At 47.7% G+C, this 19083-nt stretch carries 21 protein-coding genes; 16 read left to right on the forward strand and 5 right to left on the reverse strand.

Features of this window, described 5'->3' with window-relative positions; translation table 11 throughout:
* The 5 genes from OF158_RS05950 (at position 1) to OF158_RS05970 (ending at position 4502) form a co-directional block, all read left to right on the forward strand.
* A complete protein-coding gene (locus OF158_RS05950) occupies positions 1–978 on the forward strand; it encodes an alpha-ketoacid dehydrogenase subunit beta (RefSeq protein WP_014095613.1) in 978 nt (325 codons plus the stop codon).
* A gap of 114 nt (positions 979–1092) precedes the next feature.
* On the forward strand, positions 1093–2406 hold the full coding sequence (locus tag OF158_RS05955) for a dihydrolipoamide acetyltransferase family protein (protein WP_014095612.1): 1314 nt from the start codon (positions 1093–1095) through the stop codon (positions 2404–2406).
* Positions 2407–2410: 4 nt separating this feature from the next.
* A complete protein-coding gene (gene lpdA, locus OF158_RS05960) occupies positions 2411–3823 on the forward strand; it encodes a dihydrolipoyl dehydrogenase (protein ID WP_014095611.1) in 1413 nt (470 codons plus the stop codon).
* Between the two features lie 186 nt (positions 3824–4009).
* Positions 4010–4252 (forward strand): hypothetical protein, encoded by a 243-nt coding sequence (locus OF158_RS05965; RefSeq protein ID WP_014095610.1) that lies wholly within the window; start codon positions 4010–4012, stop codon positions 4250–4252.
* A gap of 139 nt (positions 4253–4391) precedes the next feature.
* On the forward strand, positions 4392–4502 hold the full coding sequence (locus OF158_RS05970; RefSeq protein WP_014095609.1) for a GapA-binding peptide SR1P: 111 nt from the start codon (positions 4392–4394) through the stop codon (positions 4500–4502).
* A 128-nt stretch (positions 4503–4630) separates the two neighbouring features.
* Here OF158_RS05970 and OF158_RS05975 read toward each other — a convergent pair whose 3' ends face one another.
* Positions 4631–6100 carry an aminotransferase class I/II-fold pyridoxal phosphate-dependent enzyme gene (locus OF158_RS05975; RefSeq protein WP_014095608.1) on the reverse strand — a complete coding sequence of 490 codons (1470 nt, stop codon included), beginning with the start codon at positions 6098–6100 and terminating at the stop codon, positions 4631–4633.
* A gap of 120 nt (positions 6101–6220) precedes the next feature.
* Here OF158_RS05975 and OF158_RS05980 point away from each other — a divergent pair, with 120 nt between their 5' ends.
* Together OF158_RS05980 and OF158_RS05985 are read left to right on the forward strand one after the other, a co-directional pair.
* Positions 6221–6379, forward strand: a complete 159-nt coding sequence (locus OF158_RS05980) for a hypothetical protein (protein ID WP_014095607.1) — start codon at positions 6221–6223, stop codon at positions 6377–6379.
* Positions 6380–6413: 34 nt separating this feature from the next.
* Positions 6414–6701 (forward strand): UPF0223 family protein, encoded by a 288-nt coding sequence (locus OF158_RS05985; RefSeq protein ID WP_014095606.1) that lies wholly within the window; start codon positions 6414–6416, stop codon positions 6699–6701.
* A gap of 123 nt (positions 6702–6824) precedes the next feature.
* On the opposite strand, the gene OF158_RS05990 is transcribed toward OF158_RS05985, so the two are convergent.
* On the reverse strand, positions 6825–7445 hold the full coding sequence (locus tag OF158_RS05990) for a DUF1054 domain-containing protein (RefSeq protein WP_014095605.1): 621 nt from the start codon (positions 7443–7445) through the stop codon (positions 6825–6827).
* Between the two features lie 195 nt (positions 7446–7640).
* On the opposite strand from OF158_RS05990, the gene OF158_RS05995 reads away from it, so the two are divergent.
* Both OF158_RS05995 and OF158_RS06000 read left to right on the forward strand, forming a co-directional pair.
* The gene (locus OF158_RS05995) at positions 7641–7835 is read left to right on the forward strand and encodes a hypothetical protein (RefSeq protein ID WP_014095604.1); all 195 of its coding nucleotides are present in this window, start codon (positions 7641–7643) and stop codon (positions 7833–7835) included.
* A gap of 202 nt (positions 7836–8037) precedes the next feature.
* A complete protein-coding gene (locus OF158_RS06000; protein WP_014095603.1) occupies positions 8038–8832 on the forward strand; it encodes an inositol monophosphatase family protein in 795 nt (264 codons plus the stop codon).
* 12 nt (positions 8833–8844) lie between these two features.
* On the opposite strand, the gene OF158_RS06005 is transcribed toward OF158_RS06000, so the two are convergent.
* On the reverse strand, positions 8845–9030 hold the full coding sequence (locus OF158_RS06005; protein WP_014095602.1) for a YlaF family protein: 186 nt from the start codon (positions 9028–9030) through the stop codon (positions 8845–8847).
* Between the two features lie 124 nt (positions 9031–9154).
* On the opposite strand from OF158_RS06005, the gene typA reads away from it, so the two are divergent.
* From typA to OF158_RS06020, 3 genes are all read left to right on the forward strand, one after another.
* Entirely contained in the window at positions 9155–10999 is a 1845-nt protein-coding gene (gene typA / locus OF158_RS06010) for a translational GTPase TypA (protein WP_017552173.1), read from the forward strand.
* Between the two features lie 64 nt (positions 11000–11063).
* Positions 11064–11396, forward strand: a complete 333-nt coding sequence (locus tag OF158_RS06015; RefSeq protein ID WP_014095600.1) for a YlaH-like family protein — start codon at positions 11064–11066, stop codon at positions 11394–11396.
* A 186-nt stretch (positions 11397–11582) separates the two neighbouring features.
* The gene (locus tag OF158_RS06020) at positions 11583–12911 is read left to right on the forward strand and encodes a PhoH family protein (RefSeq protein ID WP_014095599.1); all 1329 of its coding nucleotides are present in this window, start codon (positions 11583–11585) and stop codon (positions 12909–12911) included.
* A 66-nt stretch (positions 12912–12977) separates the two neighbouring features.
* Here the strand turns inward: OF158_RS06020 and OF158_RS06025 are convergent, their stop codons facing one another.
* A complete protein-coding gene (locus tag OF158_RS06025) occupies positions 12978–13469 on the reverse strand; it encodes a peptidylprolyl isomerase (RefSeq protein ID WP_017552174.1) in 492 nt (163 codons plus the stop codon).
* Positions 13470–13711: 242 nt separating this feature from the next.
* On the opposite strand from OF158_RS06025, the gene OF158_RS06030 reads away from it, so the two are divergent.
* Positions 13712–13993: an Fpa/YlaN family protein gene (locus OF158_RS06030; protein ID WP_013858935.1), complete on the forward strand. Its 282-nt coding sequence runs from the start codon at positions 13712–13714 to the stop codon at positions 13991–13993.
* Between the two features lie 178 nt (positions 13994–14171).
* Positions 14172–15389: an FtsW/RodA/SpoVE family cell cycle protein gene (locus OF158_RS06035; RefSeq protein WP_014095597.1), complete on the forward strand. Its 1218-nt coding sequence runs from the start codon at positions 14172–14174 to the stop codon at positions 15387–15389.
* A 157-nt stretch (positions 15390–15546) separates the two neighbouring features.
* Here OF158_RS06035 and OF158_RS06040 read toward each other — a convergent pair whose 3' ends face one another.
* Positions 15547–16494, reverse strand: a complete 948-nt coding sequence (locus OF158_RS06040) for a COX15/CtaA family protein (RefSeq protein ID WP_035181934.1) — start codon at positions 16492–16494, stop codon at positions 15547–15549.
* A 480-nt stretch (positions 16495–16974) separates the two neighbouring features.
* Between OF158_RS06040 and cyoE the strand changes: the two genes are divergently transcribed.
* Both cyoE and coxB read left to right on the forward strand, forming a co-directional pair.
* Positions 16975–17889, forward strand: a complete 915-nt coding sequence (cyoE, locus tag OF158_RS06045; protein ID WP_014095595.1) for a heme o synthase — start codon at positions 16975–16977, stop codon at positions 17887–17889.
* 86 nt (positions 17890–17975) lie between these two features.
* A complete protein-coding gene (gene coxB, locus OF158_RS06050) occupies positions 17976–19049 on the forward strand; it encodes a cytochrome c oxidase subunit II (RefSeq protein WP_035181932.1) in 1074 nt (357 codons plus the stop codon).
* The last annotated feature ends 34 nt before the right edge of the window (positions 19050–19083 follow it).

Here is a 19083-nt window from a genome sequence, read left to right on the forward strand (position 1 = left end):
ATGGCCCAACTAACGATGATACAGGCAATTACGGATGCGCTCAGGACCGAGTTGAAAAATGATGAAAATGTTTTGGTATTCGGTGAAGACGTCGGCGTAAACGGCGGCGTCTTCCGGGCAACGGAAGGGCTGCAAAAAGAGTTCGGCAAAGACCGCGTCATCGATACGCCGCTCGCCGAATCCGGCATCAACGGGCTTGCCATCGGGCTTGCGCTCCAAGGGTTCCGGCCGGTTCCTGAAATCCAGTTTTTCGGCTTTGTTTTTGAAACGATGGACTCGATCCACGGCCAGATGGCGAGATACCGGTTCCGCACCGGCGGGGATTTGAAAATGCCGATTACGATCCGCGCTCCTTTCGGCGGAGGCGTGCATACGCCGGAAATGCATGCGGACAGCCTCGAAGGACTCATGGCGCAAACACCGGGCATTAAAGTTGTAATTCCGTCCACGCCTTATGATGCGAAAGGGTTGCTTATCTCCGCGATCCGGGACAATGACCCGGTCGTTTTTCTCGAACATATGAAACTGTACCGTTCTTTCCGGGAAGAAGTGCCGGAAGAAGAATATACGATTCCGCTCGGAAAAGCCGATGTAAAACGGGAAGGAAAAGATATTTCGATTATCGCTTACGGCGCAATGGTCCATGAATCATTGAAAGCAGCGGATGAACTTGAAAAAGAAGGGTACTCCGCAGAAGTGGTTGATCTCCGTACAGTCAGCCCGCTTGATGTAGAAACGATTGTGGCGTCTGTGGAAAAAACAAACCGCGCCATTGTCGTCCAGGAAGCACAGCGCCAGGCTGGTGTTGCGGCAAACGTCGTTGCGGAAATCAACGAACGCGCGATTTTGAGCCTGGAAGCACCAGTATTGCGCGTAACAGCGCCGGATACCGTTTATCCGTTCTCGCAGGCGGAAGGCGTTTGGATTCCGACCTATAAAGATATTTTGGAAAAAGCAAAAGAGACATTGACATTCTAAACCGGTTTTTGCCGTAAACGGGTGATGGCGGCGCGTTGAACCGAGATACATTCCAATCAAGTTTTTTGCTGCACCTTGATGGGGGCGCATTTTGAAAAAAGGAGCGTGAACACCTTGTCATTTGAATTCAGGCTGCCGGATATCGGCGAAGGGATCCACGAAGGCGAGATTGTAAAATGGTTTATTAAACCGGGCGATAAAGTTTCGGAAGATGATGTGCTTTGTGAAGTGCAAAATGACAAATCGGTTGTCGAAATTCCGTCCCCTGTGGAAGGGACTGTTGAAGACATTCTTGTTGAAGAAGGGAGCGTCGCAGTTGTCGGCGACGTCCTTGTAAAATTCGATGCGCCCGGATATGAAAATCTTAAATTTAAAGGGGATCATGGGCAAGATCAGAAAGAAGAGGCGGCAGAAAGTGCAAAACCGGAACCGGCCAAACCGGAACCGGCAAAACAGGAAACAGCTGAAACTGCCAAGCCTGCTGAAAAAGAAGCAGAACATGGCTCCGAATCCGCGGATCGCCGCGTGATCGCAATGCCATCCGTACGGAAATATGCCCGGGAAAAAGGTGTCGATATCCAGCTTGTGTCCGGAACCGGAAAAAACGGCCGCGTGCTCCGCGAAGATATCGATGCGTATGTGAACGGGCCGCAGCAGCCGGAAGCGGAAACCGGCAAAACCGAAGCACAGGCACCTGCTTCCCAGAATGCTATTCCTGAAGGGGAATTCCCTGAAACACGTGAACCGATGAGCGGCATCCGCAAAGTGATTGCAAAAGCGATGGTCAACTCGAAACAAACCGCGCCGCATGTTACGCTGATGGATGATGTCGATGTGACGGCACTGGTCGCGCACCGGAAAAAATTCAAAGAGATCGCGGCAGAAAAAGGCATCAAACTGACTTTCCTGCCGTATGTCGTAAAAGCGCTCGTCAGCACGCTGCGGGAATACCCGGTTTTAAATAGTTCGATTGATGATGAAACGAATGAAATCATCCATAAGCATTATTACAATATCGGGATTGCCGCTGATACGGAGCGCGGCTTGCTTGTGCCGGTCGTCAAACACGCCGACCGCAAACCGGTATTTGCGGTTTCCAAAGAAATTAATGAACTGGCTGAAAAAGCAAGAGATGGAAAGCTTGCCCCGAACGAAATGAAAGGCGCTTCCATTACGATTTCCAATATCGGTTCCGCCGGCGGGCAATGGTTTACACCGGTTATCAACCGTCCGGAAGTGGCCATTTTAGGAATCGGCCGGATTGCAGAAAAGCCGGTCGTTAAAAACGGTGAAATTGTTGCAGCGCCTGTACTGGCGTTGTCGCTCAGTTTTGACCACCGTATCATCGATGGTGCCACCGCACAAAATGCGTTAAATCATATCAAACGTTTGTTGCATGATCCAGAACTTTTATTAATGGAGGCGTAATCTGATGGTTGTAGGAGATTTTCCAATTGAAACCGACACAATTGTAATCGGCGCAGGGCCTGGCGGATATGTCGCGGCCATCCGGGCAGCCCAGCTCGGCCAAAAAGTGACGATCGTTGAAAAGCAGTTTATCGGCGGGGTTTGCTTAAATGTAGGATGCATTCCTTCAAAAGCGCTCATTTCGGCGGCGCACCGCTATGAATACGCAACGGAATCCGAGGCGCTCGGCATTGCCGTTGAAAATGCAAAAATTGATTTTGGGAAAGTGCAGGAATGGAAATCCGGCGTCGTGAAAAAACTGACCGGAGGCGTAGAAAGCCTGTTAAAAGGCAACAAAATTGACATCGTCCGCGGGGAAGCCTATTTTGTCGATGACCATACGCTTCGTGTAATGGACGAGAAATCAGCGCAAACCTATACATTTAAAAATGCGATTCTCGCAACCGGTTCGCGACCGATTGAAATCCCTTCCTTCAAATTTTCAGAACGCGTCATTGATTCAACCGGCGCGCTGAGTTTGAAGGAAATTCCGGAAAAACTCGTCATTATCGGCGGCGGCGTCATCGGAATGGAACTCGGGACAGCCTATGCAAAATTCGGGACGAAAGTAACGATTTTGGAAGGGGCAAAAGACATTATCGGCGGCGCGTTTGAAAAACAAATGACTTCCCTCGTTGTCCGCAAGCTGAAAAAACGGGGTGTCGAAATTATCACGGAAGCGATGGCAAAAGGCGTGGAAGAGAAGGAAAACGGCGTAGTTGTCACGTATGAAGCAAAAGGCCAGGAACAAAAAGTGGAAGGCGATTATGTGCTGGTTACGGTCGGGCGCCGTCCAAACACAGATGAACTCGGCCTTGAACAGTTGAATTTAAAGATGACAGACAGGGGCATTATCGAAGTGGATAAACAGTGCCGGACAAGCGTGCCGAATATTTATGCCATCGGCGATATTGTCCCGGGCCCGCAGCTTGCCCACAAAGCCTCCTATGAAGGGAAGATTGCGGCCGAAGCCATTTCCGGGCAGCCGGCCGAAGTGGATTACCTCGGCATTCCGGTCATTGTCTTTTCTGATCCGGAACTTGCAACGGTCGGCTATACAGAACAGCAGGCAAAAGAAGAGGGCATTGATTATGCAGTCGGCAAATTTCCGTACGGCGCGAACGGGCGGGCACTTGCCCTTGAAGCCGGCGAAGGTTTCGTCAAACTGATTACACGCAAAGAAGACGGGCTGTTGATCGGTGGCCAAATCGTCGGGATCAGCGCTTCCGATATTATTTCGGAAATCGGCCTCGCAATCGAGGCGGGCATGACAGCGGAAGATATCGCGCTGACGATCCATGCCCACCCGACATTAGGGGAAATTACGATGGAAGCGGCCGAAGCGGCACTCGGCACCCCAGTCCATATTTTAAAATAATGATTCAAAGGCTTCACACCGGGAAGGCTGCCCCGGCGTGAAGCCTTTTTCCGTTTAAAGGCGCCGCTATAAGGCTATAACAGTAACAACTGCATATGGGACAGATTTTTTCGTGCTGGCAGGCAAGGTTATAACAACGAAACTGCGTGCATATTTTGAATTATGATGAAAGGTGCAGGTGGGACAATGAAATGTACGGTGGCATTTTTATTCCAGATCATGATATGGAGCGGTTTTAAACTGGCAGAGTGGTTGTCCGATCACGATCCAGTTATTTTTACCGCCGCCCTGTTCATTATTTTTTTATTCATTGCCTTTGCCCTGGCAAAATCAATTGTGCATTCGCTCCGGGCTGCATCTGTGGTAACGGTGCTGAGTCTCGCTGTATACGGGCTTGTGGAAGTGTCATTTTCAAAACTGATTTTCTAAAACAACCGCAAAATGATTTCGCTTTCAATTGTATAACATAATTTAAAATATGTTATACAAAATCCTTGATTTTTTCTCCAGTATGACATATTATAATATTACAAGCGATTACAAAAAGCGCAAAGGGGAGGAAAATCGGATGGGAATCATTGTTTGCCAATCATGCGATGCCACGATTGACCACGTTGAGGAAGAAAAAGTATCCGTGCTTTACTCAACGTGTGACCAATGTAAACACGAAGAAGAATAGTCCTGAACTGTAGCACTTGATTTTTCCAATGCATGCGTCCATTTTCTCTCGGCCGGCTTGTTGCCCGGCTTTTTTTGCGTGATGGGACAAAAAAGCAGGCGGGAAGGCCCCAGCCTGCTTTTTCAAACTTATTGAATGGCATGATGTTCTTTAATGACGCGGATCGTTTGCAATGTTTCGTCTTCAGGCCCCTGTACGGGAAGGCCGGCTTCGATGTTTTTCCGGATATAAGCAATGTTTTCTTCCGTAATAATTTCCCCCGGGATAAAAATCGGAATGCCCGGCGGATAGACCATGACAAACTCGGCAATGATCCTGCCAGCAGAACCGGAAAGCGGAATGGATTCCGTCTCGGCATAAAAGGCATCACGCGGCGAGAGGGCAAGCGATGGAATTTCGGGAAGCATCACTTTCACCCCTACCTTGCCGGACAAATGCGAGAACGTGTCGGACAAGCTGTGTAAAGCCTCAACGAGCAAGTCCAGCTCCGTTTCCGTATCCCCGGGCGTCACAATGCAAAGAATATTGTACAAATCAGAGAGTTCCACTTCTATATGGTAGGTTTCACGCAGCCATTTTTCCGCATCATGGCCGGTGATCCCCAAATCTTTTACAGAGATGATCAACTTTGCCGGATCGTAATCATATGTTGCTTTCGTTTGGAGGATCTCGCTTCCGGCGCAATACAAATGATCGATTTCGTTTATCCGCTCCCGTGTTTTTTGCGCAAGGCGGGTTGTTTCCTTGATGATCGTGCTTCCCTCGGTTGCAAGCCTTTTTCGGGCGACATCGAGCGAAGCCAGTAAAATGTAGGAAGTGGACGTGGTCGTCAGCATGCTGAAAATGCTTTGGACACGTTTTTTCGATACAAGCCCTTCCTTCAGATTCAAGATCGAACTTTGCGTCAGCGAGCCGCCAAGCTTGTGGACGCTCGTTGCGGCCATATCGGCGCCGGCCTGCATGGCGGAAACTGGCAGTTCATCGTCAAAATGAATATGGACACCGTGTGCCTCGTCCACCAGTACCGGGACATGGCAGGCATGGGATATATCCACAATGCTATTCAAATCAGCGGAAATGCCGTAATAGGTCGGATTAATGACCAGAACGGCTTTCGCATCGGGATGCTGCTTGAGCGCTTTGGAAACGGACGCCGGGGTAATGCCGTGTGAGATGCCAAGCAAAGGATCCACTTCTGGGTGGATAAAAACGGGCACGGCGCCGGAAAACACAATCGCAGACATCACCGATTTATGGACATTGCGTGGCACAATAATTTTATCGCCCGGCCCGCAGACGCTCATCACCATGGCCATAATCGCGCCGCTCGTCCCTTGTACGGAAAAAAACGTGGCATCCGCACCGAATGCTTCCGCCGCAAGCTTCTGCGCCTCCTCAATCATGCCATGGGGCTGGTGAAGATCATCGAGCGGCTCGATATTAATTAAATCCAGTTTTAATACATTGTCGCCGATGAATTTGCGAAAATCAGGATCCATCCCGCGCCCGGTTTTATGGCCGGGAATATGGAATTGGACGGGATTTCGTTCAATATGCCGGAGAAGCCCGGTGTATAACGGCGTGTGATATTGTGACAATCATTCCACCTCTTTATCTCATTGCTTGCTTTTGAAGAAAAACAAGATGAATTATAGCATTCCGGACACGGTTTTTAAATAGTTTTTCTTTGCACAGGGAAAAAAAGCCGGATGCGGGCAATGGAAAAAGATAAAGCGCATAAAGCATGGAGAAATGAGGGGAAGCTAGACGGTGAATGTACAAGGCGGGGAGCCATGGGAAACCAAACGGATGGTAGCCCTTGTATTCCGGCAGATGGCGGCATCATTGGCCAGGCGGAAGCGATTCAGGTAAAATAGAACGGGTATACAGAAGAAAAGCGAGGTGGTTTGGATGGAATATCCATATCCGATTTCAGCTGACTGGTCGACACAGGAAGTCATCGACGCCGTTCAATTTTTCGAAGCGGTGGAAGAAGCATATGAAAAAGGGGTCAACCGGGATGTGCTGCTTGCCAGGTACCGCCGTTTTAAAGAAATCGTCCCCGGGAAGGCGGATGAGCGGAATATATGCAATGAATTTGAAGAGGCGAGCGGTTATTCCCCGTACCGGGCCATCAAGAAAATGAAGGAAGAGCAGGGACCGGTCATTAAAATGGATAAAAACGGATCGCGCGATTAGCGGCACGGAAAGAAAGCAGCATCACCCGCTGATGCTGCTTTTAAATTGTCTGCAAATTACGAATCGGCACAGGAGAAAAAGCGCACCGTGTTCCGGCGCGCTTTTTTCCACTCTGCATGCTGTTTAGGCCATTTTGTAGATGGGTAATACATGTACAAAGACGTCCTCGATCGTTTTGGCCAGTTCATCCGGGGACATGCCGGCTGCTTCTTCCCGCGGGATCTCAAGCCCGCAAAGCATTTCGGCTTTTTTAACAACCTGCATCCGTCTGAAAAACGTGTTTAAAGTATGGGGATTCATACGGTCAGTGCGGATGCCACCCGGTTTTGTATGATCATCCGACCAAATGTAATGGCCGGGTATATTTTCTAAAATCGGATCAATTTTCTTTTCGAGTTTTTTTCCGATGGACGCTTTTTGCGGGCACTCATTCATGACGGCCGTGACAATGAAGAGCCGGTCTTCCCACAGCCCGATTTGAAAATGAGGAAGCATTTTGTAGCCGCGCTTGCCAGGGGAAAAGGCCACCCACGTATCTTTCGGCGGATTGACGGTACGGCGGGCGTGTTTGGCAACATGATAAAATATTTCTTCACCGGTCAAAACCGACAAAACCGGCGAAAAATACTCCCCCAATACTTCAAGTTTCGGACGGACGGTTGATTTCAGCTGTTCCATCCGCTGATCGAGGCCTTCGATCCGGAAAACGTCAAAATCCTGTCCAGTAAAAGCAGTGATGCCCATTTGTTCACCTCCGTTCTGTATGAACCATGGGGATATTCATATTTTATCATCCATCAGGGAGGTTTAACAAATAAAAGCCGGTGGGTAAAAATAGGTATACACACAATTTTGTTACATCAATCGAGATTACACATAATATATATAAAGATAATATCAGAAAATTCATATCATTACCCCAGGAGGATGTGAAGAAAAATGAAACAAGTAATCTCTTCGGTGAAAAGAAAACCTTATGAAAGAAAACGGATTGCAGTATTGCGCATGGAACTGGATTACGAACTGGCTACGTTATATGAAGCGATGGAAATGAAAGATGAAGAGCAAAAAGGAAAGTCGATTAAGCGTCTGGAAAAAATCCGTGAAGAACTGCTGAAAATGAAAGCCATGTAATGGAACGAAAAGGCAGGATGTCGTTGAAAGCGGACTCCCTGTATTGGATACAGATGGGGTTCGTTTTTGTGCAGGAGAGGTTCATCTTTACTGACAAAACCGCTATGGGAAAACGATTTCGGACGCATTCTCAAAACTTGATAATTGTCTTTATTTCCTTTACGCTTAAGGGAAATGATTTGCATAGATGGAGGGCCCGACTATGGACAGATGGGAAGAAATCAATACATATGCCGTCCGGTGGATCAGGGAAGCGGGCGAGCGGATTCTTGCTTCGCAAAAACCGCTGCAAATTGAAACAAAATCGGACCGCAATGATCTGGTTACCAATATTGACAAGGAAACAGAACAATTTTTAATCGGCAAAATCCGGACAACCTTTCCGGATCACCACATTTTGGGTGAAGAAGGCTTCGGTGAGGATATTCGTGATACAGAAGGCATCCTCTGGATTGTGGATCCGATTGACGGGACGGTCAATTTTGTCCACCAAAAAGTCAATTTCATGATTTCCATTGGGGTCTACGAGAACGGAGAAGGCAAACTGGGCTATATTTATGATGTCGTCCGGAAAGAATTGTATTTTGCAGAAAAGGGCAAGGGGGCTTATTTTAACGGGGAACGGATTCCGTTACTTGCGCAAAACAGGCTGGAAGATACGATCCTTGCGCTGAATCCGTATTGCATGGTGGAAAACAGGGGTATCGACCCGGCCCGTCTGGCAGCGCTTGTCAGGGATGTGCGCGGCACAAGGAGTTACGGGTCGGCAGCGCTTGAGCTTGCTTATGTGGCAATGGGAAGGCTTGATGCTTATATTACGATGCGCCTGTCGCCGTGGGATTTTGCCGCCGGGAAAGTGATCGTGGAAGAAGTGGGCGGCGTTGTGACGGATGTTTTCGGGCGCCCGCTCGATATGCTCGGGAACAGTTCCGTGTTTGCCGGCAAGCCCGGGCTGCATGAGGAAATTTTAAAGCGGTATCTAAAAGGGCAGGAATAAGAAAAGAGGGGCTCACAGTTTCCCCTCTTCACGCATTTTTTTCTTTGTTTTAAAGCCGAATCCCATAATGACAATGAGAAGCGCGGTGCAACCGAGAATGCCGGCAACGCTTTGGGCGCCGATCGCAACGCCGATGCCGCACATGGAAAGGAATGCAGCCAGTGAAAAGAACACAAATACCCATTTGATTTCCCGCATATGATGAACCTCCCTCTCCCCTTATTTTAGCGAAAATGTTTTAATAAAGCCAGCATTGTGTTATAATATTTTAGTTAAAGGTACAGACTAACATAGATTTGCGTTTAGGCAGGAGGAAATGTTTTTGAAAAGAAGAGAAGATTTACGCAACATTGCCATTATCGCGCACGTAGACCATGGGAAGACGACACTTGTGGACCAGCTGCTGAAGCAGTCCGGTACTTTCCGTGCCAATGAGCATGTTGAAGAACGTGCAATGGATTCCAATGATCTGGAACGGGAAAGAGGCATTACGATCCTTGCCAAAAATACGGCAGTTCATTATAAAGATAAGAAAATCAATATTTTGGATACTCCGGGACATGCTGACTTTGGCGGCGAAGTCGAACGGATTATGAAAATGGTGGACGGGGTCTTGCTTGTGGTGGATGCCTATGAAGGCTGCATGCCGCAGACGCGTTTCGTGCTGAAAAAAGCACTGGAACAAAACTTGACGCCGATTGTGGTCGTAAACAAAATTGACCGCGATTTTGCACGCCCTGAAGAAGTGGTTGATGAAGTGCTTGAATTATTTATTGAGCTGGATGCTAATGATGAACAGCTGGAATTTCCGGTTGTGTATGCTTCCGCCATTAACGGGACGGCAAGCCTCGATCCGGATCCGGCCAAACAGGAAGAAAATATGAAAGTGCTGTTTGATACGATTATCGAACATATTCCGGCACCTGTCGACAACCGCGAAGAACCGCTCCAGTTCCAGGTTGCCCTGCTCGATTACAACGATTATGTCGGGCGGATCGGCATCGGCCGCATTTTCCGTGGAAAAATGCATGTCGGCCAGCAGGTGGCATTGATGAAGCTGGACGGCAGCGTCAAGCAGTTCCGTGTCACCAAAATGTTCGGTTTCTTCGGGCTGAAGCGGGAAGAAATCGAGGAAGCATATGCTGGGGATTTAATTGCGGTGTCCGGAATGGAAGACATCAATGTTGGGGAGACGGTCTGCCCAATTGAACACCAGGAAGCACTGACGCCACTCCGCATTGATGAGCCGACTTTGCAAATGACTTTCCTTGTCAATAACAGCCCGTTTGCCGGCCGTGAAGGAAAATTTGTGACGGCGCGGAAAATTGAAGAACGGCTCCGTTCGCAGCTGCAGACGGATGTCAGCTTGCGTGTTGAAAACACTGACTCTCCGGATGCATGGGTTGTATCTGGACGGGGGGAACTGCATTTATCCATTTTAATTGAAAATATGCGCCGTGAAGGGTTTGAACTGCAGGTTTCAAAACCGAAAGTGATCATTAAAGAAATCGACGGCGTCAAATGCGAACCGGTGGAACGTGTCCAAATCGATACACCGGAAGAACACACCGGTGCGATTATTGAGTCGCTCGGTTCCCGGAAAGGCGAAATGCTCGATATGATCAATAACGGAAATGGACAAGTCCGCCTGATTTTCAATGTCCCGGCCCGCGGATTGATCGGCTATACGACCGAATTTATGACGCTCACGAGGGGTTACGGCATTTTAAACCATACGTTTGATTCCTACCAGCCAATGCAGTCTGGTCGTGTCGGCGGCCGCAGAAACGGCGTTCTCGTCTCCATGGAAACGGGCAAAGCCACGACATACGGCATGATGCAGGTGGAAGACCGTGGCACGCTGTTTGTCGAGCCAGGCACGGACATTTATGAAGGCATGATCGTCGGGGAAAACTCCCGTGAAAATGATATTGCTGTCAATATTACGAAAGCAAAACACGCGACAAACGTCCGCTCGGCAACAAAAGATCAGACGGCGGTCATCAAAAAGCCGCGCATAATGTCGTTAGAACAGGCGCTCGAATACCTGAACGACGACGAATATTGCGAAGTGACGCCAGAATCAATCCGGCTGCGCAAAAAAATCCTGAATAAGAGCGAGCGCGAAAAAGCGCAGAAACGGGCAAAAGCAGCAGAGAATGCATAAGCAAAGAATAGGGCCGGCATGACCCTGTTCTTTCATATATTCAAAGGGGAAAAGGGGAGATAGGATGACAAGCGAGGCGGTTCACCACCAATTGTCATTTTTTGCGGCGTTGTACAAAGTGGATGAAAACCCGGAACCGGGGATGTGGGCCTTGTATCTGACCATCGTCGTTCTTTCGGTCATTGTCTACCGGCTCGGATTTGCGAGAAAGTTGCCAGTTCTGAAATCTGCTGTTATTTATGTACTGCTCCTTTTGGGATGCACGCTGCTCACGTTTTTTGCCATCTTTTTGCCCGTGGGGGAGTCGCTCTGTTTAGCGGCTGTTGTGCTCGGCGTTTACAAAATCCGCCTGTATCAGCATAAAAAAACTGAAAAAAAGGAACGTTTTCCAATGTAGCACGCTTCCGGTTCCGGAAGCTTTTTTTTGTGCCGCAAAAGAACTGGACGCGCGCAATGATTCTAACCGGACTTGCCCGTACATATACTTTAGCAGTGCCTGGTCCTTTGTCCAATCCCAGCGATGAACAGGTCACACCGCGCTCACATAAACTAACATAATCCATATGAAGCAGGGGGCATCGATTTGAAGAAAATATACGTCTTGGATACCAATGTATTGCTCCAGGATCCATATGCCATCTTTTCTTTTGAAGATAATGAAATTGTCATACCGGCTGTTGTACTGGAAGAAGTGGATTCTAAAAAACGAAATATGGACGAAATCGGCAGAAATGCGCGCCAGGTATCCAAATTAATGGACGGTTTCCGGCAAGCCGGAAAACTGCATGAGAAAATCCCGCTTGAAAACGGGGGTGTGCTCAGAATTGAGCTGAATCACCGCTCCTTTCACCAGCTGCAGGATATTTTCGTGGAAAAAACAAATGACAACCGGATCCTCGCGGTTGCGAAAAATTTATCGCTGGAAGAAGAGAGAAAAGAAAATGGCCGCCCGGTGATTCTTGTCAGCAAAGATGCGCTCGTCCGGGTAAAAGCGGACGCGCTCGGCCTGTTGGCGGAAGATTTTTTAAACGACCGTGTCGTAAGCCTCGATCATCTTTATACCGGGCAAATGGAAATGTATATCAGCCCCGATTTATTGAAACGGTTTTATGAAAAGCAGGAACTGTCGCTGAGCGAAATTGCCAACCACCCGTTCTACCCGAACCAATTTCTGATTTTGAAAGATGCGCTCGGCAGCTCGGCTTCCGCAATTGCCATTGTGGATCAGGCTGGAAAAACGGCGAAAAAGCTCTTTCATGTGCAGGATGCTGTCTGGGGAATTAAGCCGAGAAACGCCCAGCAGTGGATGGCAATGGAACTTTTGCTGCGCCCCGATATTCCGCTCGTCACCCTGACCGGAAAAGCGGGAACGGGCAAAACATTGCTTGCCCTTGCTGCAGGCCTGATGCAGACGGAAGATTTGCATGATTATAAAAAGCTTTTGGTCGCTCGTCCGATTGTTCCGTTTGGCAAAGATATCGGCTATTTGCCGGGAGAAAAAGAGGAAAAGCTGCGGCCGTGGATGCAGCCCATCTACGATAATCTTGAGTTTTTGTTTAATACGAAAAAAGCGGGAGAAATTGATGGCATATTGTCCGGCATGAGTTCGATTGAGGTGGAGGCGCTGACGTATATCCGCGGGCGCAGCATCCCGGAGCAATATATCATTATTGATGAGGCGCAAAATTTATCCAAGCATGAAGTGAAGACGATTTTAACAAGGGTAGGGGAACAGAGTAAGATCGTGTTAATGGGGGATCCGGAACAAATTGACCACCCGTATTTGGATGCTTACAATAACGGGCTGACGTACGTCGTTGAGAAATTTAAAGATGTGCCGCTCGCCGGGCATGTGCAGCTGCTTAAGGGCGAGCGCTCAAAACTCGCGCAAATCGCGGCAGACCTTTTGTAAGACCACTATATGAAAAAACCGGGAGCAGCTGTCTTAAAACGTTTATGCTGCCCCCGGCATCCGGGATTATTCAATGCGCATACCGGTTACATATTTGACCGGGTTTTCCCGGTTTGAACCGTCATCCAATAAAATGTGAAGCGGGCCGTCTTCTTTCAGCGCCCTTCCTTTAATAGAAAAGGCAGCAATTAAATGGCCAGCCATTTCAAGCGGATAAGCGACAGGCCCGTTCTTTGTTTCAAACACGATTTTTTCCGCATCTTCCAGCGGCTCCGCATTTTGAATGAACAGGCCGACCGGGATGCCAAATGTCCCAGTTTTCAAATGGTGCCGTTTAAACTTTGACTTTGTCCTTACAGCAGCCTGCGGATCGGCCCCTTCTGCCATGGCTTTGTCAAAATATTTGCCGGTTTTCTTTAAGTAGGCTTCTTCCTGGCTGGTTTCCTGCTTTTCTTCGTCGAAATATGTATCAAGATCGACTTTCCGGTCATCAAATATCCAAGTGCCGATATCTAGCGTAATCGGAAACTTCACTTTTCCCTTTATTTGCATAATCATGATTGTGGCCCCTTTCTGTCCGTCTATACAGCATTATACCTTTCACGGCTGCCCGTGTCACTTGAAAGCGTATAAAAACAGTCCGGAAAGCGTTCGGGGTCGGGGAATTGCGGAATTTCAAATTCTGTCTCCCCCGCTTGTTTACGGGATTCCGGGCGTTTATTGATTTCGTATAACTTGCAAAATCACGGTTTTAAAGGTACAATTTTTAATTAGATTGATATGTGAACGGGGGGATCAATTTGGCGTCTGAAACAAAGGTGAACCACCGGGAGAAAGCATACAGCCTGCTCAAGGCGGACGCAGAAAAGATATTAAAATTAATTCAGGTTCAAATGGATAACTTAACGATGCCCCAATGCCCTTTATACGAGGAAGTATTGGATACACAAATGTTTGGTTTATCCCGTGAAATAGATTTTGCGGTCCGGCTCGGCTTAGTGGATGCCGGTGACGGAAAGCGGCTTCTTGATTCGCTTGAACAGGAACTGTCCCTTTTGCATGATGCATATATAAAAAAATAATGTTGAAAACTCAAACGATGTTCCGGTTGTTTGAGTTTTTTATTTTTTGAATAAGGGTCAGGTAATGGCGGCCGGCGAAAAAGATGTTATAATTTAAAAATAACGGCAGGAGTTTTTTTAAAACGGTAGAATATTTTTTATCATGAATGTTGCAGTTTTTACGGATTGGAAGGTTCCTATGCTGAAAAAAATCTTAAAATCATTCGACTACTCGGTCATCGTTGTCTACCTGCTTCTTTGCTTATTCGGTTTGGTAATGATCTACAGTTCCAGCATGGTGATTGCAGTGCAGCGTTACGGGCTGGACAGCGCCTATTTTTACAACAAGCAGAAAATCAATTTGGCCCTTGCACTCCTTGCGTTTACCGTTACGGCTTTTCTCCCGTATAAACTATACGCGAGCAAAAAATTCCTTGCAGTGCTGATGTGCGGGTCGATGTTCGGGCTTTTGGCACTGTTTATTTTCGGCCATACGTCGAATAACGCGCAAAGCTGGTTCCGGCTCGGTTCCAGTTCCGTACAGCCGTCGGAATTTGTGAAAGTTGCGATTATTATTTATCTGTCCGCCGTTTATGCCAAGAAACAGGCATACATTGACATCTTTAACAAAGGGGTTGTCCCGCCGCTTATCTTTCTTATCGTTGTTTGTTTCCTGGTTGCGATCCAGCCGGATATCGGGACGGCGACCATCATTTTTGGGATTGGCTGCACGATCATCGTTGCATCCGGCATGCGCCTGAAAACCATGCTGAAGCTGGCAGGGCTCGGGCTTCTATTTGCCGTTCTGTTGTCGCCGTTTCTTTTTCTGGAAAAGGACAAAATCTTTACACCGGTTAAGATCGCACGGTTTACAGGCTATTTGAATCCTTTTCAGAACGAAGGCGGGGAAGGTCTTCAGCTCGTAAACTCCTATATTGCGATCGGGTCAGGCGGGCTGAAAGGGCAGGGACTCGGGGAAAGCATTCAAAAGCTCGGTTATCTTCCAGAGCCCCACACCGACTTTATTATGGCCATTATTGCCGAAGAACTTGGGGCTTTTGGCGTTTTGTTTGTGATCGGCGGGCTTTGCTACATTGTGCTGCGCGGCATATATATCGGCATCCATTCAAAAGACCAGTTCGGGAGCCTGCTTGCGATCGGAATTTCCGGCATGATTGCCATCCAGACATTTATCAATCTGGGCGGCGTCTGCGGCCTGATTCCAATTACGGGGGTGACGCTGCCGTTTATCAGTTACGGCGGTTCATCGCTTCTGATTTTGTCCCTTTCCCTCGGCATTCTGGTCAATGTGGGCATGTTTACAAAGTATGAGGAAAAGTATAAACACAAACAGGAAAAGCCGCAGGAAGCGGGCGGAGCAAACCGGAGGCCGTATCAGGTCTACTCAAGGCCGTAACGTTTAAAAACGGGTGCGCGGCAGAGTGAAAGCAGAGGATAAAATAAAAAGGCGCAAGGTTTTATGCCTTGCGCCTTTTCCGCCTATCTTACGTAAGCCCTTTGCTGCCTTATTTTGCACCAAGCCGCAACATGCGGTACCATTGGTTTTTCCAAACTCAGCGAACCCGGGCTTTTTTTAGCGGGAGGCTGTCTTTGCTTTTGGCAAACTGCTTCACTCGCCCGACAACAAGGTTCAAATAACATAACAGGCCGAACAGACAGGAAATGAAAAATGCGTGCAGGAGGGTGAAAGTAAGATTCATCCTCGAAAAAACGACCATGGCGCCTGAAACAGCCTGCAGGCAGACAAGCACGAACGCAATGATCCATCCCCAGTAAATAACGCGCTGGTTTTGATAATGCCTTACCGCTTTAAAGGTGATATAAGCAATCCAGACAAAGATGAGGAGTGCCGCCGTCCGGTGCCCCATCTGCACCCATTCGAACCGGTTTGCGGGCAAGGAAGGGTCGCTGTTCACACAAAGCGGGAAATCCCGGCAAACAAGGCTTGCATTCATATGGCGGACAAGCGCGCCCGTATAAACGACGATAAAGCTGTAAACGGTCACGCCGATCGTATGCCATCTCATGCTTTTTTCAAGGACAAGCCGGCCTGCGTCAAATTTCTGGTCCCATTCAAAAACCATCAGCGTTAGCATCAGCACGGACGCAAACGAAATGAGCGAAACGCCGAAATGAAGCGCCATCACAAGATCGGATGAACCCCAGACGACTGCCGCCATACCGAGAAATGCCTGCAGAAGCAGAAAAATGACGGAAATAATGGATAAAAATTTCGTTTCTCTTTTATGGCCGATTGCAAACCATGACCAAATGGCAAGCGCAAAGACAAGAAACGATGCGATGCCCGTGCAAAACCTGTGCAGCCACTCGATCAGCGACTCGACAGTGAGCGGATCAGGAAAAATTTTGCCGTTACAAAGCGGCCATTGGCGGCCGCAGCCAAGGCTTGAACCGGTATTGGTGACAAGTGCCCCGCCGATTAAAACCACCATCATCGATAAAGTTGTCACTACTCCGAGCCATTTTAAAGTTGTGCGCAATTGTTCCACCTTCTTTAATCTCATTTGTAAACATGTATCACAAGCCACGAATGCAACATACAGTCCCGCATCATTGCAACCGTTCATATAGTAGAAAATCCGTTCGGCAAGGTGCTTCCAACTATCATCTTATCGTAAAACAGTCTGAAGGAAAAATATTTATTTCCCATGACACAAATTTGCCATAAAAATGTGTCGAAAATATCACACCTTCGCGGTAATTTATGATTAAATAGAATATAGGCAGGTATATTTCGGAATTCCGCATATTTACATGTTGGGAAACTTATAAATGATCTTAGTATGACGATATCGTTACATACAGTTTTGATTAATAGCCAAAAAGGAAAAGATGGATTATAGTTGTAGTATACCGTTTTCCTTATTGGCAGCGTAAAAACATTTACAAAAGGAATCCGCCGACAACGTGTCAGGCCATTTTTTTTGAACGGTTTTGAAAAATTGGAAGGAGGGACTATCGTGGCAGATAGTCGGACGATGGATACAACAACAAGGGTAAAAGCTGCAGACGCTTCTGCGTTGAAAGATTTCTTATCCTTGATTAAAATTGGAATTGTAAACTCAAATTTAATTACGGCATTTACCGGAATGTGGCTTGCTTTGGAATTGACAAACAGGCATTTTTTACAGTCACTGGACATTATGGTTCTTGCGATGGCGGGAACTGCGCTGATTGTCGCCGGGTCGTGCAGCCTGAACAACTGGTATGACCGGGATATTGATGTCATTATGAAAAGCAAAAATTTCAGGCCGACGGTTACAGGCAGATTTTCAAACGCAAAAGTGCTTACAATTGGCCTCGGATTTGTGGCACTCGGCACACTGCTATTGTTTATGACCACTCCAATGGCGGGGCTGATCGGGCTGTTTGGCGTATTCAGCTATGTCGTGCTGTATACAATGTGGTCAAAACGAACCCTTGTCAGCAATACCGTGATCGGCAGTTTTGCCGGCGCTGTTCCCCCGCTGATCGGCTGGGCGGCTGTTGACCCGCATCTCGGGATTGTGCCATGGATGCTGTTTTTGCTTATGTTTATCTGGCAACCACCGCATTTTTATGCGATTGCGATGAAAAAATGCGAAGAATACAAGGCAGCGGGCATTCCGATGCTTCCGGCTGTCAAGGGGTTTCAAATCACAAAATGGCATATGCTCATATGGGTGGCATTGCTTATTCCGGTGCCGTTTTTCCTGAAACCGCTCGGCATTGGTTTTATCATCCTTGCGACATTGTTTAATCTGGGCTGGCTGGCATTAAGCCTGTCCGGTTTTAAAATGAAGAATGATTTAAAATGGGCGAAATGGATGTTCATTTATTCGCTGAACTATTTAACGATCTTGTTTGTAGCAATGGTAATCGCTACGCTTTTCTAAAGGGAGTTCTTTCTTGCAAAAGAAATCCAATAGATTGCATCCTTGTTCTGACAGAAAGATACAGGAAAGAGGGGATTGGTAGAGCGATGAAACAGCGGCTGCAAAAGGGGAGTTTGCTTTTTATTGTCACTTTGTTTATGGCCGCGCTTTCGGGCTGTGGCAAGCCATATTTGTCGGCACTTGATCCTGCCGGCGAAGTGGCCCGGAAGCAGTATGATTTGATGATGTGGAGCGTTTGGATTATGGTGTTCGTCATGGTTGTCGTATTCGCCGTTTTCCTTACCGTTCTCATACGGTTCAGGCGGAAAAAAGGGGACGAATCCATTCCAAAACAGGTGCCGGGGAATCATAAGCTTGAAATCTTATGGACCATTATTCCGATTGTTTTATTGATTTTAATTGCCATTCCGACCATCAGCCAGGTCTTCAGCCTCGGAGATACGAAAGCGATGGATAAGAAAAAGGATGCCAAGCAAGGGGCGCTTATCGTTAAAGTTCGCGCCAGCCTTTATTGGTGGGAATTTGAATACCCGGGTTATGGTGTGGTGACAAGCCAGGAACTCGTTGTCCCAACAAACCAGAAAGTTTACTTCCAAGTGAAAGCCTCAGATGTGAAACACTCATTTTGGATACCGTCCGTTGGCGGGAAAATGGATGCCAACACAGATAATATCAACAAATTCTGGCTTGAAATTGATGATCAGAAGGCAGAGGATGCCGGAAATGTGTTTTATGGAAAATGCGCCGAATTATGCGGCCCTTCCCATGCCTTAATGGACTTCCGCGTGAAAGCGGTGCCACAGGATGAGTTTAAGGCGTGGATCAGCAATATGAAAAATGCAAAAGAAACAAAACCGGCGTCCGCTCTCGCACAGGAAGGGCAGGATGTATTCAAAAAAAGCTGCATCAGCTGCCACGCGGTCACGCCGAATGACACACGGCCGGAACAGGCACGGACAGCTCCCAATATGGCAACCTTTGGCGAAAGGGAAAAAGTCGCCGGCATTTTGGACCGTAATGAGGCCAATCTCAAAAACTGGATAAAAGATCCGGAGAAATACAAACCGGGGACAAAAATGCCCGCCTTCGGGGATAAGCTTTCCGACCGGCAAATCGATGCGCTTGCGGCTTATTTGATGCAATTGAAAGCTGGTGAATAAAACAAAGGGGATATTCGAAAGCAAAGGGGAGGTT

This window comes from Weizmannia sp. WK01 (assembly GCF_025905465.1).
GTDB classification, from domain to species: domain Bacteria; phylum Bacillota; class Bacilli; order Bacillales; family Bacillaceae_C; genus Weizmannia; species Weizmannia faecalis.